At 40.7% G+C, this 25,645-nt stretch carries 28 protein-coding genes and 1 riboswitch; of the genes, 4 read left to right on the top strand and 24 right to left on the bottom strand.

Going from position 1 to position 25,645, the window contains the following annotated elements:
* Nucleotides 1-7 precede the first annotated feature (7 nt).
* From rnc to DXB39_RS00895, 7 genes are all read right to left on the bottom strand, one after another.
* Nucleotides 8-706: a ribonuclease III gene (rnc, locus tag DXB39_RS00925; RefSeq protein WP_022244087.1), complete on the bottom strand. Its 699-nt coding sequence runs from the start codon at nucleotides 704-706 to the stop codon at nucleotides 8-10.
* Between the two features lie 229 nt (nucleotides 707-935).
* A complete protein-coding gene (gene acpP / locus DXB39_RS00920; protein ID WP_022244086.1) occupies nucleotides 936-1,166 on the bottom strand; it encodes an acyl carrier protein in 231 nt (76 codons plus the stop codon).
* A 13-nt stretch (nucleotides 1,167-1,179) separates the two neighbouring features.
* A complete protein-coding gene (gene plsX / locus DXB39_RS00915; protein ID WP_117841212.1) occupies nucleotides 1,180-2,199 on the bottom strand; it encodes a phosphate acyltransferase PlsX in 1,020 nt (339 codons plus the stop codon).
* A gap of 81 nt (nucleotides 2,200-2,280) precedes the next feature.
* Complete coding sequence (locus DXB39_RS00910) at nucleotides 2,281-2,934, bottom strand: YesL family protein (protein ID WP_022244084.1); 654 nt, start codon at nucleotides 2,932-2,934, stop codon at nucleotides 2,281-2,283.
* A gap of 116 nt (nucleotides 2,935-3,050) precedes the next feature.
* Nucleotides 3,051-3,230, bottom strand: coding sequence for a 50S ribosomal protein L32 (rpmF, locus tag DXB39_RS00905; RefSeq protein WP_022244083.1), 180 nt, complete (start codon nucleotides 3,228-3,230; stop codon nucleotides 3,051-3,053).
* A gap of 4 nt (nucleotides 3,231-3,234) precedes the next feature.
* Entirely contained in the window at nucleotides 3,235-3,759 is a 525-nt protein-coding gene (locus tag DXB39_RS00900; RefSeq protein WP_197420842.1) for a YceD family protein, read from the bottom strand.
* Between the two features lie 71 nt (nucleotides 3,760-3,830).
* The gene (locus DXB39_RS00895; RefSeq protein ID WP_022244081.1) at nucleotides 3,831-5,021 is read right to left on the bottom strand and encodes an acetate kinase; all 1,191 of its coding nucleotides are present in this window, start codon (nucleotides 5,019-5,021) and stop codon (nucleotides 3,831-3,833) included.
* A 226-nt stretch (nucleotides 5,022-5,247) separates the two neighbouring features.
* On the opposite strand from DXB39_RS00895, the gene DXB39_RS00890 reads away from it, so the two are divergent.
* Nucleotides 5,248-6,507, top strand: coding sequence for a nucleotidyltransferase (locus DXB39_RS00890; protein WP_117841214.1), 1,260 nt, complete (start codon nucleotides 5,248-5,250; stop codon nucleotides 6,505-6,507).
* A 545-nt stretch (nucleotides 6,508-7,052) separates the two neighbouring features.
* Here the strand turns inward: DXB39_RS00890 and DXB39_RS00885 are convergent.
* The 11 genes from DXB39_RS00885 to DXB39_RS00830 all read right to left on the bottom strand — a co-directional run bounded on the left by DXB39_RS00885 (nucleotide 7,053) and on the right by DXB39_RS00830 (nucleotide 19,651).
* Nucleotides 7,053-8,231 carry a phosphoribosylaminoimidazolecarboxamide formyltransferase gene (locus DXB39_RS00885; protein WP_117841215.1) on the bottom strand — a complete coding sequence of 393 codons (1,179 nt, stop codon included), beginning with the start codon at nucleotides 8,229-8,231 and terminating at the stop codon, nucleotides 7,053-7,055.
* A gap of 39 nt (nucleotides 8,232-8,270) precedes the next feature.
* Nucleotides 8,271-8,984, bottom strand: a complete 714-nt coding sequence (locus DXB39_RS00880) for an IMP cyclohydrolase (protein WP_022244078.1) — start codon at nucleotides 8,982-8,984, stop codon at nucleotides 8,271-8,273.
* Between the two features lie 134 nt (nucleotides 8,985-9,118).
* Nucleotides 9,119-9,199: riboswitch (ZMP/ZTP riboswitch) on the bottom strand.
* Nucleotides 9,200-9,241: 42 nt separating this feature from the next.
* On the bottom strand, nucleotides 9,242-10,435 hold the full coding sequence (locus tag DXB39_RS00870) for a glycosyltransferase family protein (RefSeq protein WP_117841216.1): 1,194 nt from the start codon (nucleotides 10,433-10,435) through the stop codon (nucleotides 9,242-9,244).
* 24 nt (nucleotides 10,436-10,459) lie between these two features.
* On the bottom strand, nucleotides 10,460-11,824 hold the full coding sequence (locus tag DXB39_RS00865) for a PFL family protein (protein ID WP_117698745.1): 1,365 nt from the start codon (nucleotides 11,822-11,824) through the stop codon (nucleotides 10,460-10,462).
* A 104-nt stretch (nucleotides 11,825-11,928) separates the two neighbouring features.
* On the bottom strand, nucleotides 11,929-12,213 hold the full coding sequence (locus DXB39_RS00860) for an ACT domain-containing protein (protein WP_022244074.1): 285 nt from the start codon (nucleotides 12,211-12,213) through the stop codon (nucleotides 11,929-11,931).
* Nucleotides 12,214-12,248: 35 nt separating this feature from the next.
* Entirely contained in the window at nucleotides 12,249-13,046 is a 798-nt protein-coding gene (locus tag DXB39_RS00855) for an MBL fold metallo-hydrolase (protein WP_117698746.1), read from the bottom strand.
* A gap of 20 nt (nucleotides 13,047-13,066) precedes the next feature.
* Complete coding sequence (locus DXB39_RS00850; RefSeq protein WP_117841217.1) at nucleotides 13,067-15,325, bottom strand: cell division FtsA domain-containing protein; 2,259 nt, start codon at nucleotides 15,323-15,325, stop codon at nucleotides 13,067-13,069.
* Complete coding sequence (gene coaE, locus DXB39_RS00845; protein WP_022244071.1) at nucleotides 15,318-15,932, bottom strand: dephospho-CoA kinase; 615 nt, start codon at nucleotides 15,930-15,932, stop codon at nucleotides 15,318-15,320. The genes DXB39_RS00850 and coaE overlap by 8 nt, the downstream gene beginning before the upstream one ends.
* A 15-nt stretch (nucleotides 15,933-15,947) precedes the next feature.
* Complete coding sequence (gene polA, locus DXB39_RS00840; protein ID WP_117841218.1) at nucleotides 15,948-18,584, bottom strand: DNA polymerase I; 2,637 nt, start codon at nucleotides 18,582-18,584, stop codon at nucleotides 15,948-15,950.
* A gap of 6 nt (nucleotides 18,585-18,590) precedes the next feature.
* Nucleotides 18,591-19,058 (bottom strand): acyl-CoA thioesterase, encoded by a 468-nt coding sequence (locus DXB39_RS00835; RefSeq protein WP_117698750.1) that lies wholly within the window; start codon nucleotides 19,056-19,058, stop codon nucleotides 18,591-18,593.
* 89 nt (nucleotides 19,059-19,147) lie between these two features.
* Nucleotides 19,148-19,651: a cysteine hydrolase family protein gene (locus DXB39_RS00830; RefSeq protein ID WP_117841219.1), complete on the bottom strand. Its 504-nt coding sequence runs from the start codon at nucleotides 19,649-19,651 to the stop codon at nucleotides 19,148-19,150.
* Nucleotides 19,652-19,766: 115 nt separating this feature from the next.
* Here DXB39_RS00830 and DXB39_RS14620 point away from each other — a divergent pair, with 115 nt between their 5' ends.
* Nucleotides 19,767-19,949, top strand: coding sequence for a DUF6774 domain-containing protein (locus DXB39_RS14620; protein WP_117698752.1), 183 nt, complete (start codon nucleotides 19,767-19,769; stop codon nucleotides 19,947-19,949).
* A gap of 424 nt (nucleotides 19,950-20,373) precedes the next feature.
* Here DXB39_RS14620 and DXB39_RS00820 read toward each other — a convergent pair whose 3' ends face one another.
* The 3 genes from DXB39_RS00820 to DXB39_RS00810 are packed head-to-tail and all read right to left on the bottom strand — an operon-like array spanning nucleotide 20,374 to nucleotide 21,472.
* Nucleotides 20,374-20,634, bottom strand: a complete 261-nt coding sequence (locus DXB39_RS00820) for a DUF3303 domain-containing protein (RefSeq protein ID WP_117841220.1) — start codon at nucleotides 20,632-20,634, stop codon at nucleotides 20,374-20,376.
* 5 nt (nucleotides 20,635-20,639) lie between these two features.
* A complete protein-coding gene (locus DXB39_RS00815; RefSeq protein ID WP_147326044.1) occupies nucleotides 20,640-20,834 on the bottom strand; it encodes a hypothetical protein in 195 nt (64 codons plus the stop codon).
* Nucleotides 20,831-21,472, bottom strand: a complete 642-nt coding sequence (locus DXB39_RS00810) for a nitroreductase family protein (RefSeq protein ID WP_117698757.1) — start codon at nucleotides 21,470-21,472, stop codon at nucleotides 20,831-20,833. The genes DXB39_RS00815 and DXB39_RS00810 overlap by 4 nt, the downstream gene beginning before the upstream one ends.
* 494 nt (nucleotides 21,473-21,966) lie before the next feature.
* Here DXB39_RS00810 and DXB39_RS00805 point away from each other — a divergent pair, with 494 nt between their 5' ends.
* A complete protein-coding gene (locus DXB39_RS00805) occupies nucleotides 21,967-22,206 on the top strand; it encodes a DUF6061 family protein (protein WP_055232114.1) in 240 nt (79 codons plus the stop codon).
* Between the two features lie 121 nt (nucleotides 22,207-22,327).
* Here DXB39_RS00805 and DXB39_RS00800 read toward each other — a convergent pair whose 3' ends face one another.
* The 3 genes from DXB39_RS00800 to DXB39_RS00790 all read right to left on the bottom strand — a co-directional run bounded on the left by DXB39_RS00800 (nucleotide 22,328) and on the right by DXB39_RS00790 (nucleotide 24,278).
* The gene (locus DXB39_RS00800; RefSeq protein WP_117841221.1) at nucleotides 22,328-22,615 is read right to left on the bottom strand and encodes an HTH domain-containing protein; all 288 of its coding nucleotides are present in this window, start codon (nucleotides 22,613-22,615) and stop codon (nucleotides 22,328-22,330) included.
* A gap of 156 nt (nucleotides 22,616-22,771) precedes the next feature.
* Nucleotides 22,772-23,452, bottom strand: a complete 681-nt coding sequence (locus tag DXB39_RS00795; RefSeq protein ID WP_117699204.1) for a DUF6033 family protein — start codon at nucleotides 23,450-23,452, stop codon at nucleotides 22,772-22,774.
* A gap of 40 nt (nucleotides 23,453-23,492) precedes the next feature.
* Entirely contained in the window at nucleotides 23,493-24,278 is a 786-nt protein-coding gene (locus DXB39_RS00790) for a hypothetical protein (protein WP_243007169.1), read from the bottom strand.
* A 170-nt stretch (nucleotides 24,279-24,448) separates the two neighbouring features.
* Between DXB39_RS00790 and DXB39_RS00785 the strand changes: the two genes are divergently transcribed.
* The gene (locus tag DXB39_RS00785; RefSeq protein ID WP_243005994.1) at nucleotides 24,449-25,570 is read left to right on the top strand and encodes a transposase; all 1,122 of its coding nucleotides are present in this window, start codon (nucleotides 24,449-24,451) and stop codon (nucleotides 25,568-25,570) included.
* Nucleotides 25,571-25,645: the final 75 nt, after the last annotated feature.

The following is a 25,645-nucleotide window of genomic DNA, read 5'->3' as shown; positions in this document are numbered from 1 at the left end:
CCTCCGTTTAAGAGCGCTTATTCTCCTGCTGTTTCAGCTTAAGCAGCGCCTGATATGCAGCTTCCTGTTCTGCTGCTTTCTTTGTATGTCCCATTCCCTCTCCAATGGACTTTTCTCCGATTCTGGCTTCTACCACAAACCGCTTATCATGATCCGGTCCTTCTTCCCGAATCAACTGATAATTCAGTTCTTCATTATATCCTGCCTGTACTATCTCCTGCAGGATAGTCTTGCTATCATAAAAGAGCTGTTTGTGCTCAATGTCTGTCAGAATGTATTTTAACACAAACTCTTTTGCATTAGCAAAACCACCATCCAGAAAAATTGCTCCTATTACTGCTTCCAATGCATCCGAAAGAATGGATTTCCGATTTCTTCCTCCTGTTAAATCCTCTCCTTTTCCCAGATACAGATATTTTCCCAAATCAATTGCTCTGGTACAAAATGCCAGTGTCGGCTCACACACAAGGCTTGCCCGGAGCTTGGTCAGTTCACCTTCCGAATAATCCGGATACTTCTGGTATAAGAATTCACTGGATGTAACCTCAAGCACTGCATCGCCTAAGAATTCCAGCCGCTCATTATCTGAGTGCTTCTTCATATGTCTTTCATTGGCATAGGAACTATGGGTTAATGCCTGTCTTAATAATCCCTGATTGTTGAAATGATATCCTATCACTTCTTCAAATTCATGTAATCTGCTCACTGTTTTCTCCTTCTAACTGTCGATGCTGCCCGCAAACTACGGGAAACACGCTTTGCAAGCCGCCTGCGGCGGTCGCTTGCGGCATCTACCTTATACGCCGCAGTGTGCATCCTCGCGGAGCGTTTTTTACTTTACAGGAAAGAAATTTCCTGTAAAGCAAAAAAGAATCCGGCATGCCGGACTCTTTCGCACAATATGCTTCCTTTGAAGAATACTATCTATTCTGCTTTTAGTTCAGCGCACTCTTTATCTGCTCTACCGCATCGCCTACAGTAACAATTTTCTCTGCTTCTTCATTTGGAATCTCAATATCAAATTCTTCCTCCAGACCCATGATAATCTGGAAAACATCCAATGAATCTGCGCCAAGGTCATCTACAAAAGTAGTTTCCATACTAATCTCTTCTTCGTCCACATTCAGGACTTCTGCAATAATTTTTTTCAGTTTTTCAAATTCCATAATCTTTTCCTTTCTATTCTTCTGTTTCAGAAATTACTATATTTTTTTTGATTTTATTATTGATATCCTGTTCTTTAAATGTAACACACTGAATGATGGAATTCTTTACTTCCTTCGCCTTGGAGCTTCCATGTGTTTTAACCACCAGTCCATTCAGTCCAAGCAATGGTGCCCCGCCATACTGGGATGCATCGAAAGATTTTAATGTCCTCTTCAGTGCCGGCAATGCCAATGCTGCACCAATCTTACTCTTTAGGCTGCTGAGCATTCCCTGCTTTACTACACCAATCAGCGTACTGGAAAGTCCTTCATAAAGTTTAAGGATTACATTTCCTACAAACGCTTCACAGACAATGACATCTGCTCCGCCATGTGGTATCTCTCTTGCTTCAATACTTCCCACAAAATTGATATCCTTGCATTCTTTTAATAAAGGATATGTTTCCTTTACCAGTGCATTTCCTTTTTCTTCTTCTGCTCCGATATTTACGATTGCAACTCTCGGATTCTTGATTCCCACAACATTTTCCATATAAATGGAACCCATCCTGGCAAACTGTACCAGATGTGAAGAACGGGCATCTACATTTGCTCCACAATCAATGAGCAGGGATACTCCTGTCTCGGTCGGAATCAGCGGTGCCAAAGGCGGACGCTCGATACCACGGATTCTTCCTACAATCACCTGTCCACCAACTAATACGGCTCCGGAACTTCCTGCCGATACAAATGCATCTGCTTCCTTCTGTTTTACCATATTCATTCCCACAACAATTGATGAATCCTTTTTCTTACGAATTGCATTTACCGGATGTTCCGCAGTCTCAATTACTTCTGTTGCATTCTTAATTTCAATCTGGTCTTTCTCATAGGTATACTTTTTCAATTCTTCAGCAATAACCTCCTGCTGTCCAACCAGTACAACCTGTATATCTCTGCGTGTATTTACTGCCTCGATGGCACCTTTTACAATTTCGCCCGGCGCGTTGTCGCCTCCCATTGCATCAACTGCCACTCTAATGACTTCCTGCATATACATTCCTCCTGTAAATCTGCCATCACATTAAGCCTATATTGAAATATACTATAACTTTCCATAGAAATCAACAGAAAACTAATTGAAATATTCCCGGTTCCGTTCCTCTTCTTTGGCAATGTCCTCCTCTGACATATAACGCAAGAAAATCTTCTCCATAATTCCATTCTGAATTGCAATAAATGCCGCCGGTGCAAAAATTAATAAAAATGGAATCAGATATACTAAAAATGCAATTACCAGCAAAATCACCAGCATAAGAATGGTCTTTGGCAGATGTGCAAATGACATCAGTGCCGCATTCTTTACAATTGCTTTATTGGTATTTTCAAAACGGGCAATGTTCGGATATACATATAACCAGATTGCAATCTCAAATACCAGCATAACAACGAAAATCACAAAAGCCTTGCCCCACGCTGCTCCGGCTTTCATAAACTGGAACATGATAAACCAGTCTGCTCCCATAACAAGACCAATCAGTAAGAAAATCAGCCAGATTACGGTTGCCTGTTTGAAATTAGAACGGAAGGATGACCAGAACTCTTTCCAGATATATCCTCTGCCATGGCGGATTACTTTATTCACTGCATAATAAAGTGCAGTGCAGGATGCTCCAATGGTAAAAACCGGAATACATGCCATGAACCAGATTAAACTCAGGCAGAATATGTTAATCACTTTATCAAATGCACTAAAGAGCTTATTATTATAATTAAAAATATTGCTCATACCTTCTCCTTTTCTATGAATAGGCATTCGCAAAACCTGAATTGTTCTGCAAATGCCTATCTTTTTCATAAAGTAAAAAGGGAGTGTTTTTGCAAACACTCCCGGTCACTTCTTAATTAGTCCTGAGGAATAATTTCTTTCTTGTTGTATGAACCGCAGTTCTTACATACTCTGTGAGGCATCATCAAAGCGCCGCACTTACTGCATTTTACTAAACTTGGAGCAGTCATTTTCCAGTTTGCTCTTCTTTTATCTCTTCTTCCTTTGGAAGATTTGTTCTTTGGACAAATTGACATCTGGTTACACCTCCTTAAATTTATTGAAAATATCTTGAATTGCTGCCATTCTCGGGTCCAGCTCAGATTTCTCGCAGTCACAAGTCTTGACATTCAGATTCGTACCGCATTTCTTACAAATCCCCTTGCAATCCTCTCTGCACAGAACCTTCATTGGCCAGTTCACCAAGATTTCATCATAGACCATTTTATCAATATCAAGCTGAAATCCTTTCATGTAGTCTGCCTCATCCATCTCTTCTTCCGAAGCATCCGCATCTTCCAATGGGAACTTCTTATCGAATACAAGGTGGAAATCTGTTGGAACTTCTTCCAAGCAGCGGTCACATGGTATTGCTATCCTTACGTCCGTTTCTCCGTGAATCAGTAAATCCTTATTCTCTTCATTAACGATACGCAGCTCGAATGGCTTTTTCTCTATGAACGGAAACACACCTAACTTTGAATCAAAGGATGTCAATTCAATTACAGCCTCTTTCGTAAGCTCTTTATTTTCACATGAACATACATCGGTTAAATCTAATATCACGTTTGTCTCCTTTTCACACCTAAACAATTATACATAGCACTATAGCTTTTGTCAACAATATTTTTCCTTTTTTAGCCTACCAAAGCTACGGTTTCTCTTGCGATTGCAAGTTCCTCGTTGGTCGGGATAATGCATACGGTTACTTTGGAATCCGGAGTAGAAATAATCTTATCCTCTCCACGAACCATATTTGCTTCCTTATCCATGGTAATTCCAAGATATCCGAAGTATGCAAGAATCTTCTCACGGATGAAAGATGTATTCTCACCAATTCCTGCGGTAAATGCAATGGCATCTACTCCGTTCATTGCAGCCACATAAGCACCGATATATTTTGCTACACGGTAAGCAAATACTTCACATGCTGCAATTGCTCTTGGATTTCCTTCATGATAAGCAGCCTCGAGGTCACGGAAATCACTGGATACACCGGAAAGTCCCTCTACACCGGATTTCTTATTTAATACATCCATAATTCCGTCGATGTCAAGGTTTTCTTTCTTTGCAATGAATTCCATGATTGCCGGGTCAATGTCACCGGAACGTGTTCCCATTACAAGTCCCTCTAATGGAGTAAGTCCCATAGAGGTATCTACACATTTACCATCTAATACAGCACTGATGGATGCTCCATTTCCAAGGTGGGCAACAATCAGTCTGGAATTGTTATAATCAAGATTTAAGAACTCAGCCAGACGTTTGGATACGAAGCTGTGGCTTGTTCCGTGGAAACCGTAACGTCTTACCTTGTATTTCTCATAATATTCATATGGCAGACCATAAAGATAAGCCTTCTGCGGCATGGTCTGATGGAAAGCGGTATCAAACACACCTACCATTGGTACACCAGGCATAAGTTCCTGACATACACGAATACCAATTAAGTTTGCAGGGTTATGAAGTGGTGCAAGCTCATTACACTCTTCCACTTTTGCTAATACCTCTTCATTTAATACAACAGACTGGGCAAATTTCTCACCACCATGTACGACACGATGTCCTACTGCATCAATTTCAGAAAGACTCTTTACCGCACCTGTCTTTGGGTTTACCAGTGCATCCAGTACCATCTGGATACCTTCTTTATGGGTCGGCATTGGTGCTTCTGTTATCTCTTTATCATGGCCAGCAAGCTGGTATACTAATCTTCCATCAATTCCGATTCTTTCACAAAGTCCTTTAGCCAGTACAGCTTCTGTATCTGAATTAATAAGCTGATACTTCAAAGAAGAACTTCCACAGTTAATAACTAATACGTTCATCTGTTTTCTCCTCACTGCTATTTTTTTACGGTTCATTGTTACAAATCCGCATATGTATGTTTAGTATACGCCTATTTTAAATGGTGTTCAAGTACAGTGTCTGAAAAAATGCAAAGAAAAATATTTTTTCGAAATTCTTCTTATGAATGCTTTCCATAAGTAATTTGCCAAAAATATGGGAATAATGCTATGATAGAACTATATTATTTGTAACTTTGGAGGACTTATGCGCATCATAGGAATCATTGCAGAATACAATCCGTTTCATAACGGTCATGCTTACCAGATAGAAAAAATCCGTTCCCTGACCCAGGCTGACTTCGTTATCGCAGCCATGAGTGCAAATTTCGTCCAGCGGGGAGAACCGGCTCTTATTGACAAATATGCACGAACAGAAATGGCTTTAAGCTGCGGTGCTGACCTGGTAATTGAGCTGCCAGCCCTCTGGGCAACTGCTTCTGCCGAACTTTTTGCTTCTGCAGGTGTTGCACTCATGCGTAAATGTGGCTGTGTAGACACCCTCTGCTTTGGTGCAGAAACAGACAAGCTTTCTTTATTAAAAGAAGTTGCTTCCCTGCTCGTATCCGAACCAGAGGACTACAAAGAAGTTCTCTCTTCCTGTCTCAAAAAAGGAATGTCCTATCCTGCCGCAAGAAGTCAGGCGGTATGCAGCTATTTAAAAGAAGCCAACCAGCAAATCCCGGCAGATGAACTTGCCTGCCTTTTAAATGAGCCAAATAATATTCTTGCTATTGAATATTTAAAAGCGATTCAGGCTCAGAATGCCGCCATCACCCCTTATCTGATTCAGCGGACCGGAGACAGCTATCACGAAGCGGCACTTAACAGCAGTCTTTCCTCTGCCACTGCCATAAGAAAAGAGCTTCTTTCAAACAGCTGGAATGACATCACTGCATTAAATCCATATCTGCCGGAAGCTGCTTATTCTATTTTAAAAGAATATCTTAATCTTTATCCGCCGGTTTCTGCCAATGATTTTTCTGCTCCGCTCTCTTACCTTCTGTTACAGCAGAGTGAAGCACAACTGGCTTCCTATGGTGATTCCACTGAAGCAATTGCCCGCCGGATAAAAAATATGCAAAAACAGTTTCATTCCTTTGAGCAGTTCTGCCAGTTACTGAAAACAAAGGATATGACTTATACCAGAATCAGCCGGATTTTCACGCACCTTCTGCTTCAGATTACATCTGAAGATTATCGTTTGGGAAAATCTTTAGATTATATTCCTTATCTTCGTATCTTAGGATTCCGTAAAGACGCCTCCCGGCTCCTCACGATTTTAAGCAATTATGCGGATGTTCCGATGATTTCTAAGAGTGCCAACGCAGCCTCTATGCTATCTTCTGATGCTGCACGCCTTTTTGATCTGGATGTCTTTGCCGGAGAATTATATGAAAACATCCTGTCCGGAAAAACCGGGCAGGATGCCAGAAGCGAGTTTGTACGCAATATTGTAAGGGTGTGAATTTGCCGTGCCGTCTGATTCCACCATTTGGTTGGTGGAAAAATCAAAAGAGCGTTTGATAAGAACTAAGATTTTGATTGTAAAAGGACATCTTAGTTCTTTGGCAGTAAAATTTCAGCAGTTCTTAGCAGTTTGTTTTTCTTGAATGTAAACTGTCTTTCCGTTGCTTTGACCGGATGTCTGCACTGTCCGTCGGGTACGGATGCTCTATAAAGCCTGCAAGGGGCACTGGGAATTTCGGATAATACATCACATTATCTGGCAACCGGCGCAAATTCACATCTATGTTCAAATGCGCCTCGCTGGCACATCCCTGTGCCAGCGTTGCCTGTTGCCAGACGAAATTCCCAGTGCCCCTAACAGCCTTTATTATGCATCCGTACTTCGACGAACCGTACAGACATCTTGTCAAACATTGGAAAGACTGTTTTTATCTCAAAAAGAAAAACAAACTGCTTAGTAACTGCGGAATTTTATAGCAGGAACTAAATGTCCTTTCACAAAACAAAATCTTATCTTTCAAATCCTATCTGATTTTCCAGCTCTTAGTGGTGGAACAGACGGATTCCGGTAAAGCTCATTACCATACCATATTTGTTACAGGTTTCGATTACATGGTCATCACGGATAGATCCGCCCGGCTGTGCTACATACTGCACGCCACTTCTGTGGGCGCGCTCGATGTTATCTCCAAATGGGAAGAACGCATCAGAGCCAAGAGATACTCCGGTATTCTTATCTAACCATGCACGTTTTTCTTCTGCCGTAAATACAGCAGGTCTGGTCTTAAATATCTTCTCCCATTCGCCATCTGCAAGTACGTCCATATAATCCTCGCCAATGTAAAGGTCGATTGCATTATCACGGTCAGCTCTGCGGATTTTATCTAAAAATGGCAGATTCAGTACCTGTGGAGACTGGCGTAACCACCAGTTATCTGCTTTGGAGCCTGCTAATCTGGTACAGTGGATACGGGACTGCTGTCCGGCACCAATACCGATTGCCTGTCCGTCTTTTACATAACATACGGAGTTAGACTGTGTATATTTTAAAGTAATCATGGAAATTGCCAGATCTCTCTTTGCTGATTCCGGTAGCTCTTTGTTTTCTGTTACAATATTGTCAAAGAAATGCTCGTCAATATTTAACTCATTTCTTCCCTGCTCAAAGGTAACGCCAAATACCTGTTTCCGCTCGATTGGGTCCGGAATATAGTCAGGATCAATTTCAATGACATTGTAATTGCCATTTTTCTTTGCTTTTAAAATTTCTAATGCGTCATCATCATAGCCCGGTGCAATGACTCCATCAGATACTTCTCTTTTAATTAAAAGTGCGGTTGCTTTATCACAGACATCAGAAAGAGAAATGAAATCTCCGAAAGAGGACATACGGTCAGCGCCTCTTGCTCTTGCATATGCATTGGCAATCGGTGTAAATTCTACATCCATGTCATCTACCCAGTAAATCTTACGCTCTACTTCAGAAAGTGGAAGTCCCACTGCTGCACCTGCCGGAGAAACATGTTTAAAAGAAGTGGCTGCCGGAAGTCCGGTTGCTTTCTTTAATTCTTTTACTAACTGCCAGCCATTGAATGCGTCTAAGAAGTTAATATAACCTGGTTTACCATTTAATACTTTGATTGGCAATTCGCCATTTTCCATGTAAATTCTGGATGGTTTCTGATTTGGGTTACAACCATATTTTAATTCTAATTCTTTCATTTTATTTTCCTCTCTCGCACGAATCTTATTCACAAAATCCTATTTGTTCTTGTTTACAATGCGGCTTTCATATTTTCCGGTTTCAATATCAATATATCTTACAAATAAGGATACCTTATTGTCTGCATTCAGGTTATTCCATACCAGCTCGGTAAATGCATCAATGTCATCTCCGATATCAACCAGTACCGGTTCGCCTTCAAAGCTTGGTAATGGATTGCCATCATTCATATAAGTATGAATGAAATGTCCTTCTCCTGCTACCGGATTCTCATAAGCAAATGTATAACGGTTGCAGGCATCCGGATTACCATTGTTGCTCTTTAAAATAGACATTGCATAATTGTATTTTCCATCTTCTACATGCATGATTCCGGAAATACGCGGTGTATAGTTAGGTGCGTCCGGCTCAAATTCTCTGGTTCTTAATGCCTGTTCGAAGGTCTGCTGTTTATCCATCAGTTCATAAATGGTATCTGTCTGGTCTCCATTGGTTACAATGGTCTTATTGCCCAGTACACGAACCGGTGCATAAATAATAAGACTTGGGTCACTTAATTTTGCAGGGTCAAATGCCTGGGTACGGATTCCTTCTCCATCCTCAACAAATACACGGTTACGGCTGTTCTCGCTTCTTCCCATGATAAAATAAGCAGTTACCGCATACTTTCCATTCTTCGACTTTCCAATTACAATTCCTCTTCCCGGATAAGTAGTGCTTCCAAGTTCTTCTGCTAATGAAGTCATCTTCATTTTTGTTCCTCCTTCTTACGCTCCATGTAATTTTTAAAGTTGCTGCAGCTTTCGTCAAAGTCTCTTTCTCTTTCGAATTTTTCCTGTGACTTTTCCTGTTTGCATGCATAAAAAATACCGACACGTATCCCGAGCTTAACTGCCCAGACGGTCGGCTTTCTCAGGTCATACTTCATGTGGTTATTCCCACGGTTCCGTCAGTCATATGACCTGAATTTAGTAAAACATATTCCAAAACACTTGTCAAGGAATTCTTCCTATAAGAACTCTCTCAGACGTTCTGCACGGTTCGCCCAGGTATCTTCCTTAAGTGCCCGTTCATAAGAATATTCTATGATTTCTTTCATTTTCTTCGGATGTCCCAGCATGGATAATACCTGTTCCGGCAATGCATCCAGATGCTCTAACTCATAAAATGCCAGATCTTTTCCATCGCAGAAACACTCCTTTAAATAAATGCTGCCATCTGTCAGGGATACTGCTTTATTTAACATGGCTGTAAAAATTCTGTCATGGGCTCCATCCTTAAACCACGGCATGGTATTCAATGCAATCTTGGTATTCCGGATGATTTTTACGCATTCGGCAGAATCAAGCTGCCTTCCGTTTAAAATAAGATTCTCCGGATGTTTTACCTTAAGATTCTCCCACCCTTTGCCAAAAACATGTACCCGTACTCCATTGTCTACCAATGTCCGCACCGTTTCTCCACGGAAATAAGTCCGGTTATACATATCCAAAAAAAGCATTCCTGCAAAGCATGCCATCAGCTCCCGCTCCGTTACTTCCGGAATCTCCCGGCGGACAAAATGCTCCATGGCAGAATCTAACGGCTCTGACGGATGCAGGCGGAGATAATTTAATATCTCATGATAGAAATCAATATATTCCTTCGTCTGGCTGGTAAAATGCTCTTCAATTGCCGGAAGATGCACATAGTTTGCGATAAAACCCACTTCATATTCCCGGTTCTCATATGGAATAAAGTCTGTAGAAATACGTTCTTCCTTATCCATCAGAAAATTCCCTGCCAATGGTAAAAAATGACAGGGAATCCCTTTATAAAACCGTTTCATATAAGAAATATGCTGACGGTCGATGCAGAACACAGTCAGATTCGGAATTGTCTCATCAAGCTGCTTATGATAATACAACGGATGGTCCACAAGAATACAATAGACCGGAATATTTCTGCTGGCAAAGACAGACTGAGACTCTGTCTCCAACAGGAACTCCTCTCCGCTTAATCCGATAAAGTTAAAGGTAATGACTGCGGTCTCGCCACTTTTTAAAAAGCGGCTTAATCGTTTTGTGTCAGCATATTCTGCCTGAATGTCAAAGAAGAAAATCTGATATCCCATCTTGCGAAATGACGCTGCCATCTCATGTGAAAAATAAGTTAATGTTTCTACGCCTCGTTCAAAAAACACAAGTTTACGGATATCACTCATTTTCTTTCTCCATTTCAAAAAATCCTAGTTCTTAAAGCTGTGAATTGGTGCAGGAATTCTTCCCCCACGGTTGATAAATGCATCACAGGAATACTGGTTTACCGGCATAATCGGTGCATAGCCGAATAATCCACCAAATTCTACAGTATCGCCTACTCCCTTTCCGATTACCGGAATCAGACGGGCTGCTGTAGTCTTCTGGTTAATCATTCCAAGTGCCATTTCATCTGCAATAATACCGGAAATGGTAGTTGCCTTGGTATCACCCGGAATTGCAATCATATCGAGACCTACGGAACATACACAGGTCATTGCTTCTAATTTCTCCAGTGTAATGGCATTTGCCTGTACTGCATTAATCATTCCCTGGTCTTCGCTGACCGGAATAAATGCACCACTTAAACCACCGACATAAGAAGATGCCATTACGCCGCCCTTCTTAACCTGGTCATTTAAAAGAGCAAGGGCTGCTGTCGTTCCCGGTGCACCTGCATATTCCAGACCAATTTCACAAAGAATATCTGCTACACTGTCTCCGATTGCAGGAGTTGGTGCCAGAGATAAATCTACAATACCAAATGGAATATTTAAAATTCTCGACGCTTCCTGTGCTACAAGCTGACCTACACGGGTTACTTTAAATGCAGTCTTCTTGATGGTCTCACATAATACTTCAAAGTTCTCTCCACGGACTTTTTCCAATGCAGTCTTTACAACACCCGGTCCGCTGACACCAACATTGATTACCGCATCTGCCTCTGTTACACCATGGAATGCGCCTGCCATAAACGGGTTGTCATCCGGTGCATTACAGAATACAACCAGTTTCATACAGTCTACAGAATCTCTGTCCTTAGACTGCTCTGCCACCTCTAAGAGAATCTCTCCCATTAATTTTACAGCATCCATGTTAATTCCGGTTTTTGTGGATGCAAGATTTACAGAACTGCAGACTCTTTCGGTACGGCAAAGTGCCATTGGAATAGAACGGATTAAAAGCTCATCTGCCTTTGTCATTCCCTTGGATACCAGTGCAGAATATCCACCAATCAGGTTTACTCCTACTGCTTTGGCTGCTGCATCCATAGTATCTGCGATGGTTGCAAAATCTTCCGGTGTCTTGCAGGCTGCCCCGCCAACCAGTGCAATTGGTGTAACGGAAATTCTTTTATTTACGATTGGGATTCCAAATTCCTGCTCAATCTGATTTCCTGCTGATACCAGATCCTTTGCCACTGTAGTAATTTTCTTATAAATGTTATCGTTTAACTTCTTTAAATCAGAATCAATACAATCCAAAAGACTGATTCCAATGGTAATGGTACGGACATCTAAGTTCTCATGCTCCACCATTTTATTGGTTTCGCTTACTTCCATTATATTAATCATTTTTTGTCTCCTATATTCTGCCTTTCTACGCAGCTCATTTCCTGTATTTTCATTGATACGCCTTAGTGACCTGCCAACAGCAGTTCCCTTTTATGTAAGTCGTATTAAATTCTGTGCATCATATCAAAGATTTCTTCTCTCTGACATTTGATGGTAACACCGATTTCCTCACCTAATTTTTCCAGTGCTGCAGAACACTCAGCAAATGGTGTTTTGGATGTATTTAAATCAACAATCATCATCATATTGAAGAATCCGTCAATGATAGTCTGTGAAATATCCAGTACATTGATATGCTGTTCTGATAAATAAGTACAAACTTTTGCGATAATTCCTACAGTATCTTTTCCTACTACAGTAATAATTGTCTTGCTCTGTGTCTTTTCCATTTTGTTCTCCTCTTATTTTTGCTTTCTTAATATTCTTAAATCCGGATAAGCTCAGACACTTCGTCCCGCTTTGCTACCTGGATTGGAAAATCATTTCCGTGGTACGGGTTCTCACCCTGTTCTACTTCCTGGCGCACTGTCTCATATGCCAGTTCTGCCAGATTATTTTCCTTGCTCAGATGCCCCAATACTACTTTTTTAAACTTATCATGCAGAAGCTGCCCTAAAAATTGTCCACTGCTCTCATTGGAAAGATGTCCTCTGTCCCCTAATATCCGCTGTTTCAGAGGATAAGGATAACTGCCCACCTGAAGCATACGCACATCATGATTTGCTTCTAACAATAATACATCTAAATCCTGCAGCTTGTCTATAAGATAATTGTCATATTTCCCTAAATCGGTAATGACCGCCATCTTTTTATCTGACTGTTTCATGATGTATGCCACCGGATTTGCGGCATCATGGGAAATGGATACCGGCTCCACCGTAATATCTCCAATCTGAAATTCCACTCCGGCTTCGATAGGATGAAACAATGTCTCATCTACTTTTCCTACACTGGAAATCCCTTTGACTGCCTCAATGGTCTCTGCCGTGGCATAGATTGGAATTCCATATTTTCTTGCTACCACGCCAAGACCGGAAATGTGATCTGAATGTTCGTGGGTCACAAGCAGTGCCTGCATTTCCGCGGTTTTCAAACCGATACTGTTTAATCCTGCTTCAATGCGCTTTCCACTGATTCCGGCATCAATCATCAGATGGCTGCTTTCTGTTCCTGCGTAGATACAGTTTCCACTGCTTCCACTTGCAATACTGCATAATTCCATTTTCTTATGTCTCTTTCTATTTAGTAATTCTCTTTCCAGTACACTTCAATTTTATCGCCGTCCTGCAATACCTGTGTATACTGGGCATCCACGCCATTGATTAAAGTTACAATTGCTCTTCCGTGGGATGCTGACAAATCAAAATCAATATAATCAAAAATATCCACGAATACATATTCTTCTTTGCCACTTAAAGTAATTTCCTGATTGTTTGCAATAATATGTAATTCTTTGCTTTCCGGCTCTGTCGGTTTCTGCACCGGTGCATCGGCTGCTGCTTCTGCTGCAGAATCTGTATTCGTTTCAACTGCCGGCTCTGCACCTGCCGTTTGAATGCCATCTGCTGCATTTTCATCCGCAGCATTTTCGTCTGTCACAGATTCAGCTGCCACAGAAGCTTCTGTCTCATGAACTTCAGCTGCACTGTCTGCGCTTTCTTCTGTTGAAACTTCTTCCGGTCCGGCATCAAATCTGTGGTCTGCCTGTCCATAGGAAATATGACGTTCACCGCTTTCATAGGCAGAAGCACTCCATTCGATTTCAAAGTTCTCATAACAAAGAGATCCCATATCTGCCGGTTTTCCATTTAAGATAATTCCGGCTTCTTCATCAATCCGCACATCCATAAACTCTGCCAGCTGTCCAATGGTATAGAAGTTTCTGGTTTCGATTTCGTCCCCTTCCTGAATAACATAATTAGAAGGTTCAAGGCTTCCATTGACCTGAACAAATTTCGGGCAGGTAATATTGATGCCATTGACCTGGAAGGTAATGGTGGAGGATGTATATTCATCTAACTGTTCAATCGTAGATACGGCTTCTTTTCCAATGGTAGAGGCTTCTATGGTAATCTCGGAATTCGGAACCAGTGGTGTATTGATGCTGACTACTCTTCCGTCCACTTTAACAATGGCTGATTCTCCCGGTTCTCCACGGACGATTCTCGGCTTTCCATTTACGGTAAACTCCACTGCCTTGCCCCGTCTTGGGAACAGTGCTTCATTCGGGAAGCCCGCCTGCAATGCAGCGTCCACAATGGTAAGATGGCTGTTATCATATAGCTTTAAGCGTTCTCCGTTAAACCGGACCATAATGAAATTATTCTTCTGGTCATAATAATTAAGACAGATTCCAATCGGTGTTACCAGTAATGGGTCTTTCTTAATCTCTTCCTGTGCAAAATGAACCTCTTTTAAAACTTCTTCTCCACGTAATGCCACACGCTCTCTTGGAATTTCAAGCTTGTCTGCAAGCATTTCCGTAAATCCGTGGATTTTGCCGCCGCCGCCAACTACGAAGGCTGCACTGACCGATTTATCACCATTTAACTCTTTGATTTTCTCTGCTACCTCAGTAGTAATCTTATCTACCGTATCATGGGTTAAATCCCAGATTTCTTCGGATGGAATCGTATGGGTAATGCTCATGATATCGGTAAATTCCACTTCATCCGCCATACCGGATGTCAGCTTCATATGTTCTGCCATATTAAAATCCACCAGATAATGCTGTACAATTAATTCGGTCAGCTCATCTCCGGCATAAGGAATCATGCCATATGCAATAATGCTTCCATCTCTGGTGATACAGATGTCGGATGTTCCGGCTCCCACATCAACCAGTGCAATATTTAACATTCGAAAGGCCTCCGGAATTGCTACGTTGATTGCAGCAATAGGCTCCAAAGTCAGATTGGCAACATTTAATCCAGCCTGCCCTACTGCGGAATACAGACCATCTACAACGTCCTCCGGCAGGAAGGTTACGATAACATCCTCCGAAATTTTCTCTGCCTTATGTCCTTCGATATTGGAAAAGACTTCATCATTGATATAATATTTTACAACGGAATATCCCACACAGTAAAATTTGTAACGGGTATCATTCCTCTCTTTTAAAATCTGCTGGGCATGGTCTACTCCCAGTAAATCCAGAGTATGTATATGTTCTGCAGTTACTACGGTCTCTTCTACGAATTCATATTCCACGCTGGTGGTCACGGTTTTCAGTACACGGCCAGCGGCAGCAATGCAGACATCGGTAAGCTTGGCCTCTAACTGCCCTTCTAATTCTGCCTTTACTTCTGCAATTGTTCTGCCTACTCTTCCGATGTCATGAATCTGACCATCCAGCATAGCTCTGGTTTCATGCTCTTTCATATACTGGGCTGCCACATAGAAGTCTTTGCCTTCCCGATATCCAACTGTTCCAACTACGTTTCTTGTTCCGATATCCAAGCCAAATACAAATTGATTTGCATTCTGTTCTGCATTATCCATTGGTATTTTCTCCCTCATTCTCTATTATCGTTCTTACCTGTGCAATGGTTTCTTCCGTCGTACCATTATTATCAATTACCACTTTGCAATGTCTGCGATATTCGTTCTCGCAAAGCTGGCTTTCAAACATTTCACTGATTTTTTCATCACTGTAGCCTCTCGACTGCTTCAGCCTTGCTCTGCGATTCTCCTCTGAAGTATAAATATACCATAATTCATCACAAATTTCATCATAATGTTCTTCGATTAATAATGCCGCTTCCAATACCAGATAACGAAGCCTGCCTTCTTCCTTTTCCTGCTCTAATACATGAAGCACATATTCCTTTACTGCCGGATGCAAAATCTCATTCATTCCATTCCGCCTTGCTTCATCCTTGAAAATAATGGCTGCCGCCTTCGGACGGTTCATCTTCCCCTTTTCATCAAAAACATCTGTTCCCGCAAACAGCTCCTGCAATTTTTCGTTACAGGACTGTCCCGGCTCAGAAAGTTCTCTTGCGATATCATCCGCCAGCATTACTTTCGTATCTTCTCTGCCGGCAAGGTATTTTAATATTTCTGTTTTTCCGGCTCCTACGCCTCCGGTAATTCCGATAAATTTCATAATTTCTGCCTTATCCTATTTTGCTTCGTACCAGTTATTTCCGGCATGCATATCTACCTCTAAGGTTACCGCAAGGTCTGCTGCATGAAGCATTTCTTCTTTCAAAATCTTCTCTACCTGCTGCTGTTCTTCTTTACAGGTCTCAACCAAAAGTTCGTCATGTACCTGTAAAATCAGTTTTGATTTCAAGCCTTCCTCTTTCAGGCGGTCATGCACATGAATCATGGCTATTTTAATAATATCTGCTGCAGAACCCTGAATCGGTGCATTCATTGCCACACGTTCTCCAAAGGAACGCTGCATGAAATTACTGGAGGATAACTCCGGCACCGGTCTTCTTCTGCCAAACATTGTTGTGACATAGCCTTTTGTCCTGCCATCCTCTACCAGTCCGTCTAAGAATGTCTTGATTCCCGGATAGGTTTCAAAATAGCTCTTAATATACTGTTCTGCTTCTTTTCTTGTAATACTTAAATCCTGACTTAATCCGAAGGAACTGATTCCATAGACAATACCAAAGTTTACCGCCTTTGCATTTCTTCGCTGCAGTGGTGTTACTTCTTCGAACGGCACATGAAATACCTTGGATGCAGTAATCGCATGAATATCTTCTGCATGCTTATATGCATCAATCAGATTTTTATCTCCTGACATATGTGCCAGCAGACGAAGCTCTATCTGGGAATAATCCGCATCTAAGAATACATAACCTTCTCTCGGTAAAAACACTTTACGAATCAGCCGTCCCAATTCCATCCGGATTGGAATGTTCTGTAAATTCGGGTCTGTACTGCTTAAACGTCCGGTGGCTGTTATGGTCTGCTGGAATGTACTGTGAATCCGTCCATCCTCTGCAATAAATGCAGCCAGTCCGTCGGCATATGTGGATTTTAATTTGGTCAGCTGACGGTACTCTAATATTTTTGATACAATCGGATAATCCGGTGCCAGCTTTTCCAGTACATCTGCTGCAGTAGAATATCCGGTCTTGGTCTTCTTGCCATTTGGCATCTGCAATTTTTCAAAAAGAATCACACCAAGCTGTTTTGGTGAATTGATATTAAAGGTCTCACCGGCTTCTTCATAGATTTCTTTTTCAATTTCATCTATGGATACTGCAAGATTCTCTCCATATTCTTTTAAGGCATCTGCATCAATAGCAATACCTTCCTTTTCCATATCAGATAAGGTATATACCAGCGGCATTTCTATTTTATCAAAGAGTTCTTTCATGCCCTCTTCTTCTAACTGCTTTGCCAGCGGCTCTTTTGCCATTAAATTAATATATGCCTGATAACATGCCATTTTCAAGAATTCTTCCGGCTTTTCTTCCGATGATGTGACAAAATCTTTCTTTCCAAGATAATCCTCTCTCGATGGCACCATCAAATCAAGATAGTCTTTTGCAATATCTTCATAAGCATAGTCATTTTTCAATGGATTTAATAAATAAGCTGCTATTTTCACATCAAAAATATGACTCTTTTCATCGGCTTCTATCCATTTAAGCTGTGGTTTTAAATCAAAGGTGCGAATCTCTGTGCCTGCTGCAAGAAGCTGTCTGCTCTGTTCGAATAGATACTGCTCTGTCACAAATCCCGCAACCGGAATATATGCCACATCTTCTTTTGTGCATGCAACTGCAAGTCCAAGCACAACATCCTTTTCATAAATCAACTGGACGCCTGCTGCCTGCTGCTTCTTTGCCTTTGCAAAAAAATCTTCTACCCCAGCAAAATCCTCGATTCGTTTAAAGTTTTCCTCTCCGGTATTTACCGGTGTGTCCACTTCAAACCGTTTCAAAAGATTCTTAAATTCCAGACGCTTACACATCATATAAGCTTCCGGTGTATATAAATTGCCAATTCTTGCCTCGTTGATATCATATGGGATGTCTGCATCTATCTTAATGGTCGCCAGTGTCTTACTCAACTGTGCCATATCATAATGCTCTTTTAACATCTCTTTCGCACGGTTTGGCTTAATCTCTTCTACATGGGCATATGCATTTTCAATGCTGCCATACGCCACAATCAGGTTCGTGGCTGTCTTTTCGCCGATTCCCGGTACACCCGGAATATTATCTGCGGTATCGCCCATCAGCGCCTTTACATCAATAAACTGCAATGGTGTAACCTGATATTTTTCCAATACCTCTTTGGTATTATAATCTTCGATTTCCGTTCCGGTCCGCCTGGTCTTTGGAATCCGGATCTTAATGTGGTCACTGGCAAGCTGCAATAAGTCCCGGTCTCCGGACACTACAGACACTTCATAGCCTGCTGCTTCACTGCGCTTTGCTATGGTTCCCAATAGGTCGTCTGCTTCCAAGCCTTCTTTTTCAATTACCGTAACTCCCATGGCACGCAGCATTTCTTTCATCAGCGGTACCTGCTGCCGCAATTCTTCTGCCATCGGTTTTCTCGTTCCCTTGTATGCATCAAACATCTTATGACGGAATGTTGGTGCATGCACATCAAAAGCAACCGTAAGATACTCCGGCTGCTCTTCCTCTAATATTTTAAATAAAATGTTTAAGAAACCATATACTGCATTGGTATGAAGTCCCTCTGCATTGGTCAAATCCGGTAATCCAAAAAATGCCCGGTTTAATATACTGTGTCCATCGATCAGAACTAATTTTTCGCTCATCTTATCCTAACTTTCCTCATCCATCATCTGGAAGAATTTTGTATCTATTTCAGGGTATGACCGTTTCAAGGAAATCGGCTTACCATTACGATCTAAGAAGCAGTGCTCACTGGCTGCAATGGTACGAAGCTCTCCGGTCGCTTTATCTGTCATACGATAGCGGACACTGAGTTTGATTCCATTGTAACCTGCAATGGCTGTTTCAATGACAACGGTATCCCCAAATCGCACCATGCTCTTATATTCACACTGTACCGACAGCACCGGACTGATAATTTCCTGGTCTTCCATCTGTTTATAGCTGAAGCCCATCTGATCCATCAAGTCCATGCGTGCCTCTTCCATCCAACGGATATAATTGGAGTGATGCACAATCCCCATCTGGTCTGTCTCATAATATTTTACATTATGCTCATACGGTTTTACCTTAATTGGTGTTACTCCATGATAAATATCAACTCTTGTATCCTTCATATCTGTCACCTTCCTTACGAAACGATTATACTCAAAAAACGAACGACGTTCAAGCGTCGAAGGGATTCTTTTCGAATTATTACGCCTTTCTACTCTCCAATTACCTGAATCTGACACATTTTCATAGTGGTAAGCGCTGCCTCATGGGATTCCGGCGTCACTCCGGCACAACATGTAGCATCTACCGTAATCTCTACATCCGGAAATTCTGCTTTCAAAATCAAGGCATTGGATACCACACAGATATCCGTACAAAGACCGCATAATTCTATTTCTTCAAAGTTTCTCTCCGACCAGTGTGTCCATCCAAAGGTCGGTTTATTAATACAGCTGCATCCCGGCACCTCCAAGCCTTCTGCAATCTCCCAGCCCTTTGTTCCTTCAATGCAATGCTCCACCGGAAGCTTCTTTCCCTCCGGTGTACTAAGATAATCTGACTGATGGGTATCCCTGGTAAAAATGATCTCGTCCCCACGCTCCTGATACTCTTTGATTTTCTCTTTTACCTTCGGTACAATTTCTTGTGCCTCTCTGGTTCCAAGTGAACCATCGATAAAGTCATTCTGCATATCTACTACAATCAGTGTTTTCATATTTGATTCCTTTCATTCCCTTTTACCAATTATCTATCGGAAGTTATTTCTTTTATTATACACATTTTCTCTGACAGTTGCATACCATATCATAAATATCTTATGGTCAACCGCTATGTCAAACTGTACAAATCTTTTTTACCTCTCCACAATTTCCTGCCAGTTGTCCGAATGCCTGTCGACCGATGAACTTACGCTCCTTGCTGCAGACCTGGTGGTATTAAGTGATATGCTTGCAAATCTTGCCACCCGGAAATCAATCTGTGAGCCTGCTGCTTCTGCGGAAGATGTACCATAACTTACCTACCGGACTTGCCACCGGCAGCCTCTTTCGGATGCCCGACAGCAAAAATGCAGAGAAGTATCTCTATAAACTACTTCTCTGCATTCTTTTATAATGTCTTGGTAAAGCAAATAATTCTGTTTGCTTCTGTAAAATTCATTGCTTTATGAAATAGAACACTATCTATAGTATCCAACCGGACTGGTTTTTGTTCCTTCTACATAATCATACCGCAACTGGCATTGTGCAAAGCCAATTGGAATATCATTTTCATATTTCAAAAAAATTGAGTGTTTCTTTTTTCCATAATTTCTGAGAATTCAGTAATCAGTTCACTGACCGAATGGCTGTCCCACATTTGTACTGCTAAATTTGCCAGTATTTCTAAATCCTATTTTTCTGCTTTTCGTACCATATTGTTCCTCCAAACCTGAATTGTCTACTTCTTCATTTTTTCGCTCATTTCATGGCTACTTATTACCGGTATAAATGTAAAATCAGTAACATCATTCCAATTCGAAGCCCACTCCCGCAACACTTCCAAACTTTCAGCTTCATTGATTTGATAACAGGTATTACCGTCTTCTGCAACCCGACTGTTGACATAGGTTACACCTGTTGGCATCATCCGCCCTTTTTCATGAAATCTCCTGTAAACAGCTTCTTTGTCTTTATATTTTTCAATTACCATATATAGCATAGTTCCTACCTCCAAATCAGACTTTCTACTTTACTCAACTCCTCTGTAATCTCATTTACACGCACCTCGTTACAATCCCCCATTTTCATCATTTCCAAAATCATATGCTGTCTATTTTCATCTCCCAGTGCAAGCAGAATTTTCTGGCATTGTTCAAAATCTGCCGCCAGCTTATCTATATCTTTCTTTGTATGCATCATTTTACCTCATGTCCAGTTACTGCTTCAAAGTGATATTTGACAATTCCAAGATCTATCTTAGAATAAAATCCTCCAAGATTTTTTGCTGTAACTTTTCCATTTTTCAGTTCCAACTGAAACTTCTGCTGGTTTACGGCAGTAGGTGCAAGACTTACTGCTTCCATACCTCTGTCAAACCATTCTGTACTCTGGTCTGCCTTTCCAAGTTCCACTATACTCTTACTTTTATGTGGAACTCCCTGTGTTTTTCCATATCCCAGTGAAATAATGATTAACAGTTTCTGTCCTCTTTCTATTTCTGCTTTTGATTTACCATGCGTCATTGCTACCCAGCAGGTATTAAGACCAAGTTCCTGACATTTCAAAACAATCTTCTCACCATAATATCCCGCCTTTTCCTGATCATTCTTATTTCCAACAATGGCAATATAATTCTTCACATTTTCAAACTTCCCATAATGAGCCATAAAGGAATTAAAGCACTTCGGTTCGTCATAAAAAGCCTGAATTGATAATTTACTCTCAGCATTGACGTCATTTATCAAAGAGTTGATTTCTTCTCTTTTCGATGGTTCGATAGTCTGATTTTTATACTGTCTTACGCTGTGTCTTTCTTTCATAATTTCTAATATATCCATTACAATATCCTCGCTTTCGTTCATCTAATTAAATCAAGTATATCATATCTTCCCATAAAAAATTCAATGGTAAAGAAAATCAAGACGATTAAAAATAGATAACCATATTTCAGGTTATCTACTCTTAATTTCTGATTTATTCAGTTTTAGAACCTGTAATTGATAAAACATACAACTTCCGGTTTTCCAATTCCATAAACTTGAATTGAGATTTCACCTGTTTTAAGAGATTTAATAACTGTTATATTTTGTTATTAAATTCTCCACAAGCCCTTGAAAACACTGGATTTATCGCAGGTGAGCTTTTCCTTATTGTTTCCCTTGTGTTATATCGTCCCATCAGTGTTTACGAACTCTGATAAGGGCAAATACAAGGGCAAGAAAAATCTATAAAACAGTATAACACAAAATAAAAGTGACATGGTGAACTGATTGAAATGCTTCTGATTTTTGTAACTGATAATTGATTGAATGATAAGGAGAGATAAGATACGATGAGAACAATATTTGCAGAATACAATCCACAGCGCAATAGTATTGATGTTTACACCTCTGCTGGCTATATGCTCCGCATTGATTGCTGGGAAGCTGAAAAGAATTTAAAAACTACACCCGGATCAGACTGTGCATTAAACGCACTTGCTATTGATGAACCACTTGAATATGTACGATTATATTTGGACGGGAATATGCAGATGTGGGTAGATGCAGAAGATTCATTAGAACTATGGTGATTTTTCGACGGTGTGAAATTTTTTCTGTAAATTCAGATCTTCTATGATAATTGATGCGGCTTAACAGCAGTTTTCTGTTGTTAAGCCGTTGTTTATTTAATAGCAAAAATAAGCCGGTATGTCAAGAGCACCCAGAAAATCTGAACGTACATTTACTCTTGATCATCCGGCTTATTTTCAACAGCACTAAGATTACCTTTTTTAATATTGTTTGGGATACTCCCTCCATAACCGTCACAACAATTTTATACTTTACTTCGATTTCAATCTTTTCTGGTGGATTGGCTAAAAGCCTGTCAATATCATTTTCCTCAACACCAGCCATTTTTGCTATCGTTAGCTTGGATATGCCATGATAGGAAACAAGCACTTCCAAAAAACCGCTTAATTGCCTATCCTTCCCTTCCAACTGTTCCTATATTTGAAAAAGAGATTCCCATAAATCCACCTCACGGTTCATAAATAAATCTATCTATAACTTTATATCTACTGACTTTCTGCCACTCTACTCTCTGGTGATGCCATCCTATGCACCAATTTGATATTTCCCTTTTACCGAATCCTTTTATGCCTTAACATCACAACTTCCTCCGATAGATGGAGCTGTACCTACTGCCTGTGCTACAACATTCTCTGTAATGCTTTTCATATCCGTACCAATTGCAAATATTGTGCGTCTATCTTCCTGAATTTTCTTCATCTGCTCTTTTCTTTCAGCTCTCCGTTCTGCAAGTTTTTGTTCATTTTCTTTCTTTTTCTCGATTTTTCTATCTTCATCAGCCTTTTTTTGTTCTTCGCTTGGTCCTGTAATAACCATGGAGCCCATATTACCATCCTTATCTATCCATACCTGACGATACTTAACTTCACTACCAGTCATTGATTTAATCATTGAGTCAGCCCATCTATCTAATGCTGGAATTTTTGACAACATATTTTCATATTTTGTGGCAACCTCTGGATTACTCATCATCCTATTTAAAATCTCAGGAGCAATCCTCACATCTGTTTTTCCTGTACGATTAGCTGTTTTTACATTTTTATCCGAACTTCCTGCCACAATATCTATTTGAGGATTTTTTTCCTGCAATTTTTTTACATAATCTTCCTGACTCTCTTCTGTTTTGCTCACCTGTGAATTTTCCTTTGTTTTTTGAATATCACAAGCTGCCTTTTTAACCGTGTTCTTGTAACCTGATGCATAATACGATGTGTAACTGCTGTTATTGATACCTGTAATTGCCATAATCCTACCTCCCTGTTATTGAAACTTAAAATAATTTCTATTATATTGAACGACTTGGATATTTAATTTCCGTTGATGTAAATTCATCTTCCGCCGAAACATTGATATGCCCACTGCTGTCAATAGCATACTCTTTACCATAAACGGAAAACGTATCTCCTTCTTTATATCCGATTTCTATCCAGTTTATATCATTTAACTGTTTTATCTTTGCGTCAACATTTATGGTATTTCCTGATTCCTGCAATAAATAAGTGTGTTTTCCTGCTCCCGCATCTATAGAAAAGAATCCCGGAGAAATCCCGACTTTCTCACAGACGGACAATACCTCCTCATTGCTGTAGAGATACCCCCACACACTCTTTCCCTGTGCCAGATCAGACAGGATATTGCCTGCCTTACACATTTCCCACTTATAATTTGTTCCTTTTTGATTTGTATTCTCTGCAAGCAACGATTCCGAGGCTGCCCAGCCTATTCTTCCATTATTGACCGTCCATGTATATTTACCGCCACTTGATGTTGTCCATGCATAATAACTTTTATTACTTAGTACCAGAGAATTATTCGCAGCACAAATGCCTGACATGGTGCTTGTATTCATTTTCGGTACTGCATAATTAGGTACTACCTGTCTGCTCCCATTAAGGTCAAAGGAAATAACCCCGTACTCCTTAAAATCAGAATTATATCCACAGGAAACATTCTCCCCCAGAGATTTCGCTTTAAAAAATAAAAGCCCCTGTTCTGCCTGTGAATTCCAGGCAAAGCAGGGGATATCAATTTTGGGTATCAAATTACTGTTTTTTTCTGTATAATCACTCAAAAAGGACACCTTTTATTGTATAATTATGTTATGGAACAAAACATACGAAAGAAGGTGTCCTGAATGAAAAATTAGCATTGAAGAAACTGCTAACTTATATGAAGAGTGTATATAAAATCCCGCAAAAAATCAAGTGTTTAACGGACGAAAGAAAAAGAAAATCTATTCCATTGTTTAACATTGTCATGCCGGTACTGCTTTTTCTGATGCTGCAGTATGAAAGTTTCCATACCATTTTTTCAGCCCCTGAAAGCATGTCGAAAAGACTGAAAAACTGTATCAGTGGAAGGATTCCAAAAGTTGATGCAGTCCGCGACCTTCTCTCCAGAATAAACCCGGATGAAATACGCAGCATACATGAAGAAATGATTGATATCATAAAACGTAACCGGGTATTCCGGGAAGGAACGATAGGCGGATATGTTGTGGCAGGTCTCGATGGTGTGGAATTATTCAGCAGTACAAAAAAATCCTGTCCGAACTGTCTGAGCCGAAAAAAACACACAGGGGAAACCGAATACTTTTACCGGAGTGTGGTGTGCATGATTATAGGTAAATCGCCACACGTAATTCTGGGGCAGGAAATGTTAAAACCAAGGGATGGTTCTGGGAAAGACGAAGGAGAACTGACAGGCGGAAAAAGGTTGATTGAGCGGCTGAAGAAACGGCATGGACATTTTGCGGATGTGATTGTGGCGGATGCGTTATATCTGAATGCTCCATTTATCAACACTCTGAAGGAAAATGGTCTGGAAGGGGTGATACGCCTGAAAGACGAAAGAAGAATGATTTTTCAGGATGCAGAGCGTCTGTTCAAACAGGATGAGGGAAAAAAGGCATCTTTCTGGAAAGGGAAAAAGAAGATTGAAGTATGGGATCTTTCTGGTTTTAAGATGGAAGGGTGTCCATATAAACTGCGTGTGGTGCGGTATCATGAGCAGTGGGAAGAAAATGGAAAAGAAACAGAGCGTTTCATGTGGCTTGTAACGACTCTGGAAGCGGCAGACTACCGAGTCTTATGGGAAATGATGCACCGCAGGTGGGACATTGAGGAGAATGGTTTCCATCAATTGAAAACGTATTACCACGCAAAGCACTGTTACTGTCGAGATGCGGTTGAAACCATATTTAATCTGATAATCATAGGCTTTAATGTAAGAGAGTTATATTTGTACCGAAGAAGCCGGAACTTTGCAGGAAGTGGTATAAGCCGAAAGAGCATAAACCGGATTTTTTGCGATGATCTGCTAACAGAAAAAGTGAAACAGATTTTATGTGAAAAAGGCGGATAGAAAATCAGCAGAAAAAATATATAGGGAAAAAGCAGGGGGAATTTTGCGCGTATTGACTAGGAACGAAGGGTAACC

Origin of the sequence: Roseburia sp. OM03-7AC, from assembly GCF_003462625.1 — a bacterium.
Classification (GTDB): Bacteria; Bacillota; Clostridia; order Lachnospirales; family Lachnospiraceae; genus Roseburia_C; species Roseburia_C amylophila.
Note: the sequence above shows the minus strand (reverse complement) of the source record. Positions and strands in the feature narration are given on the sequence as shown.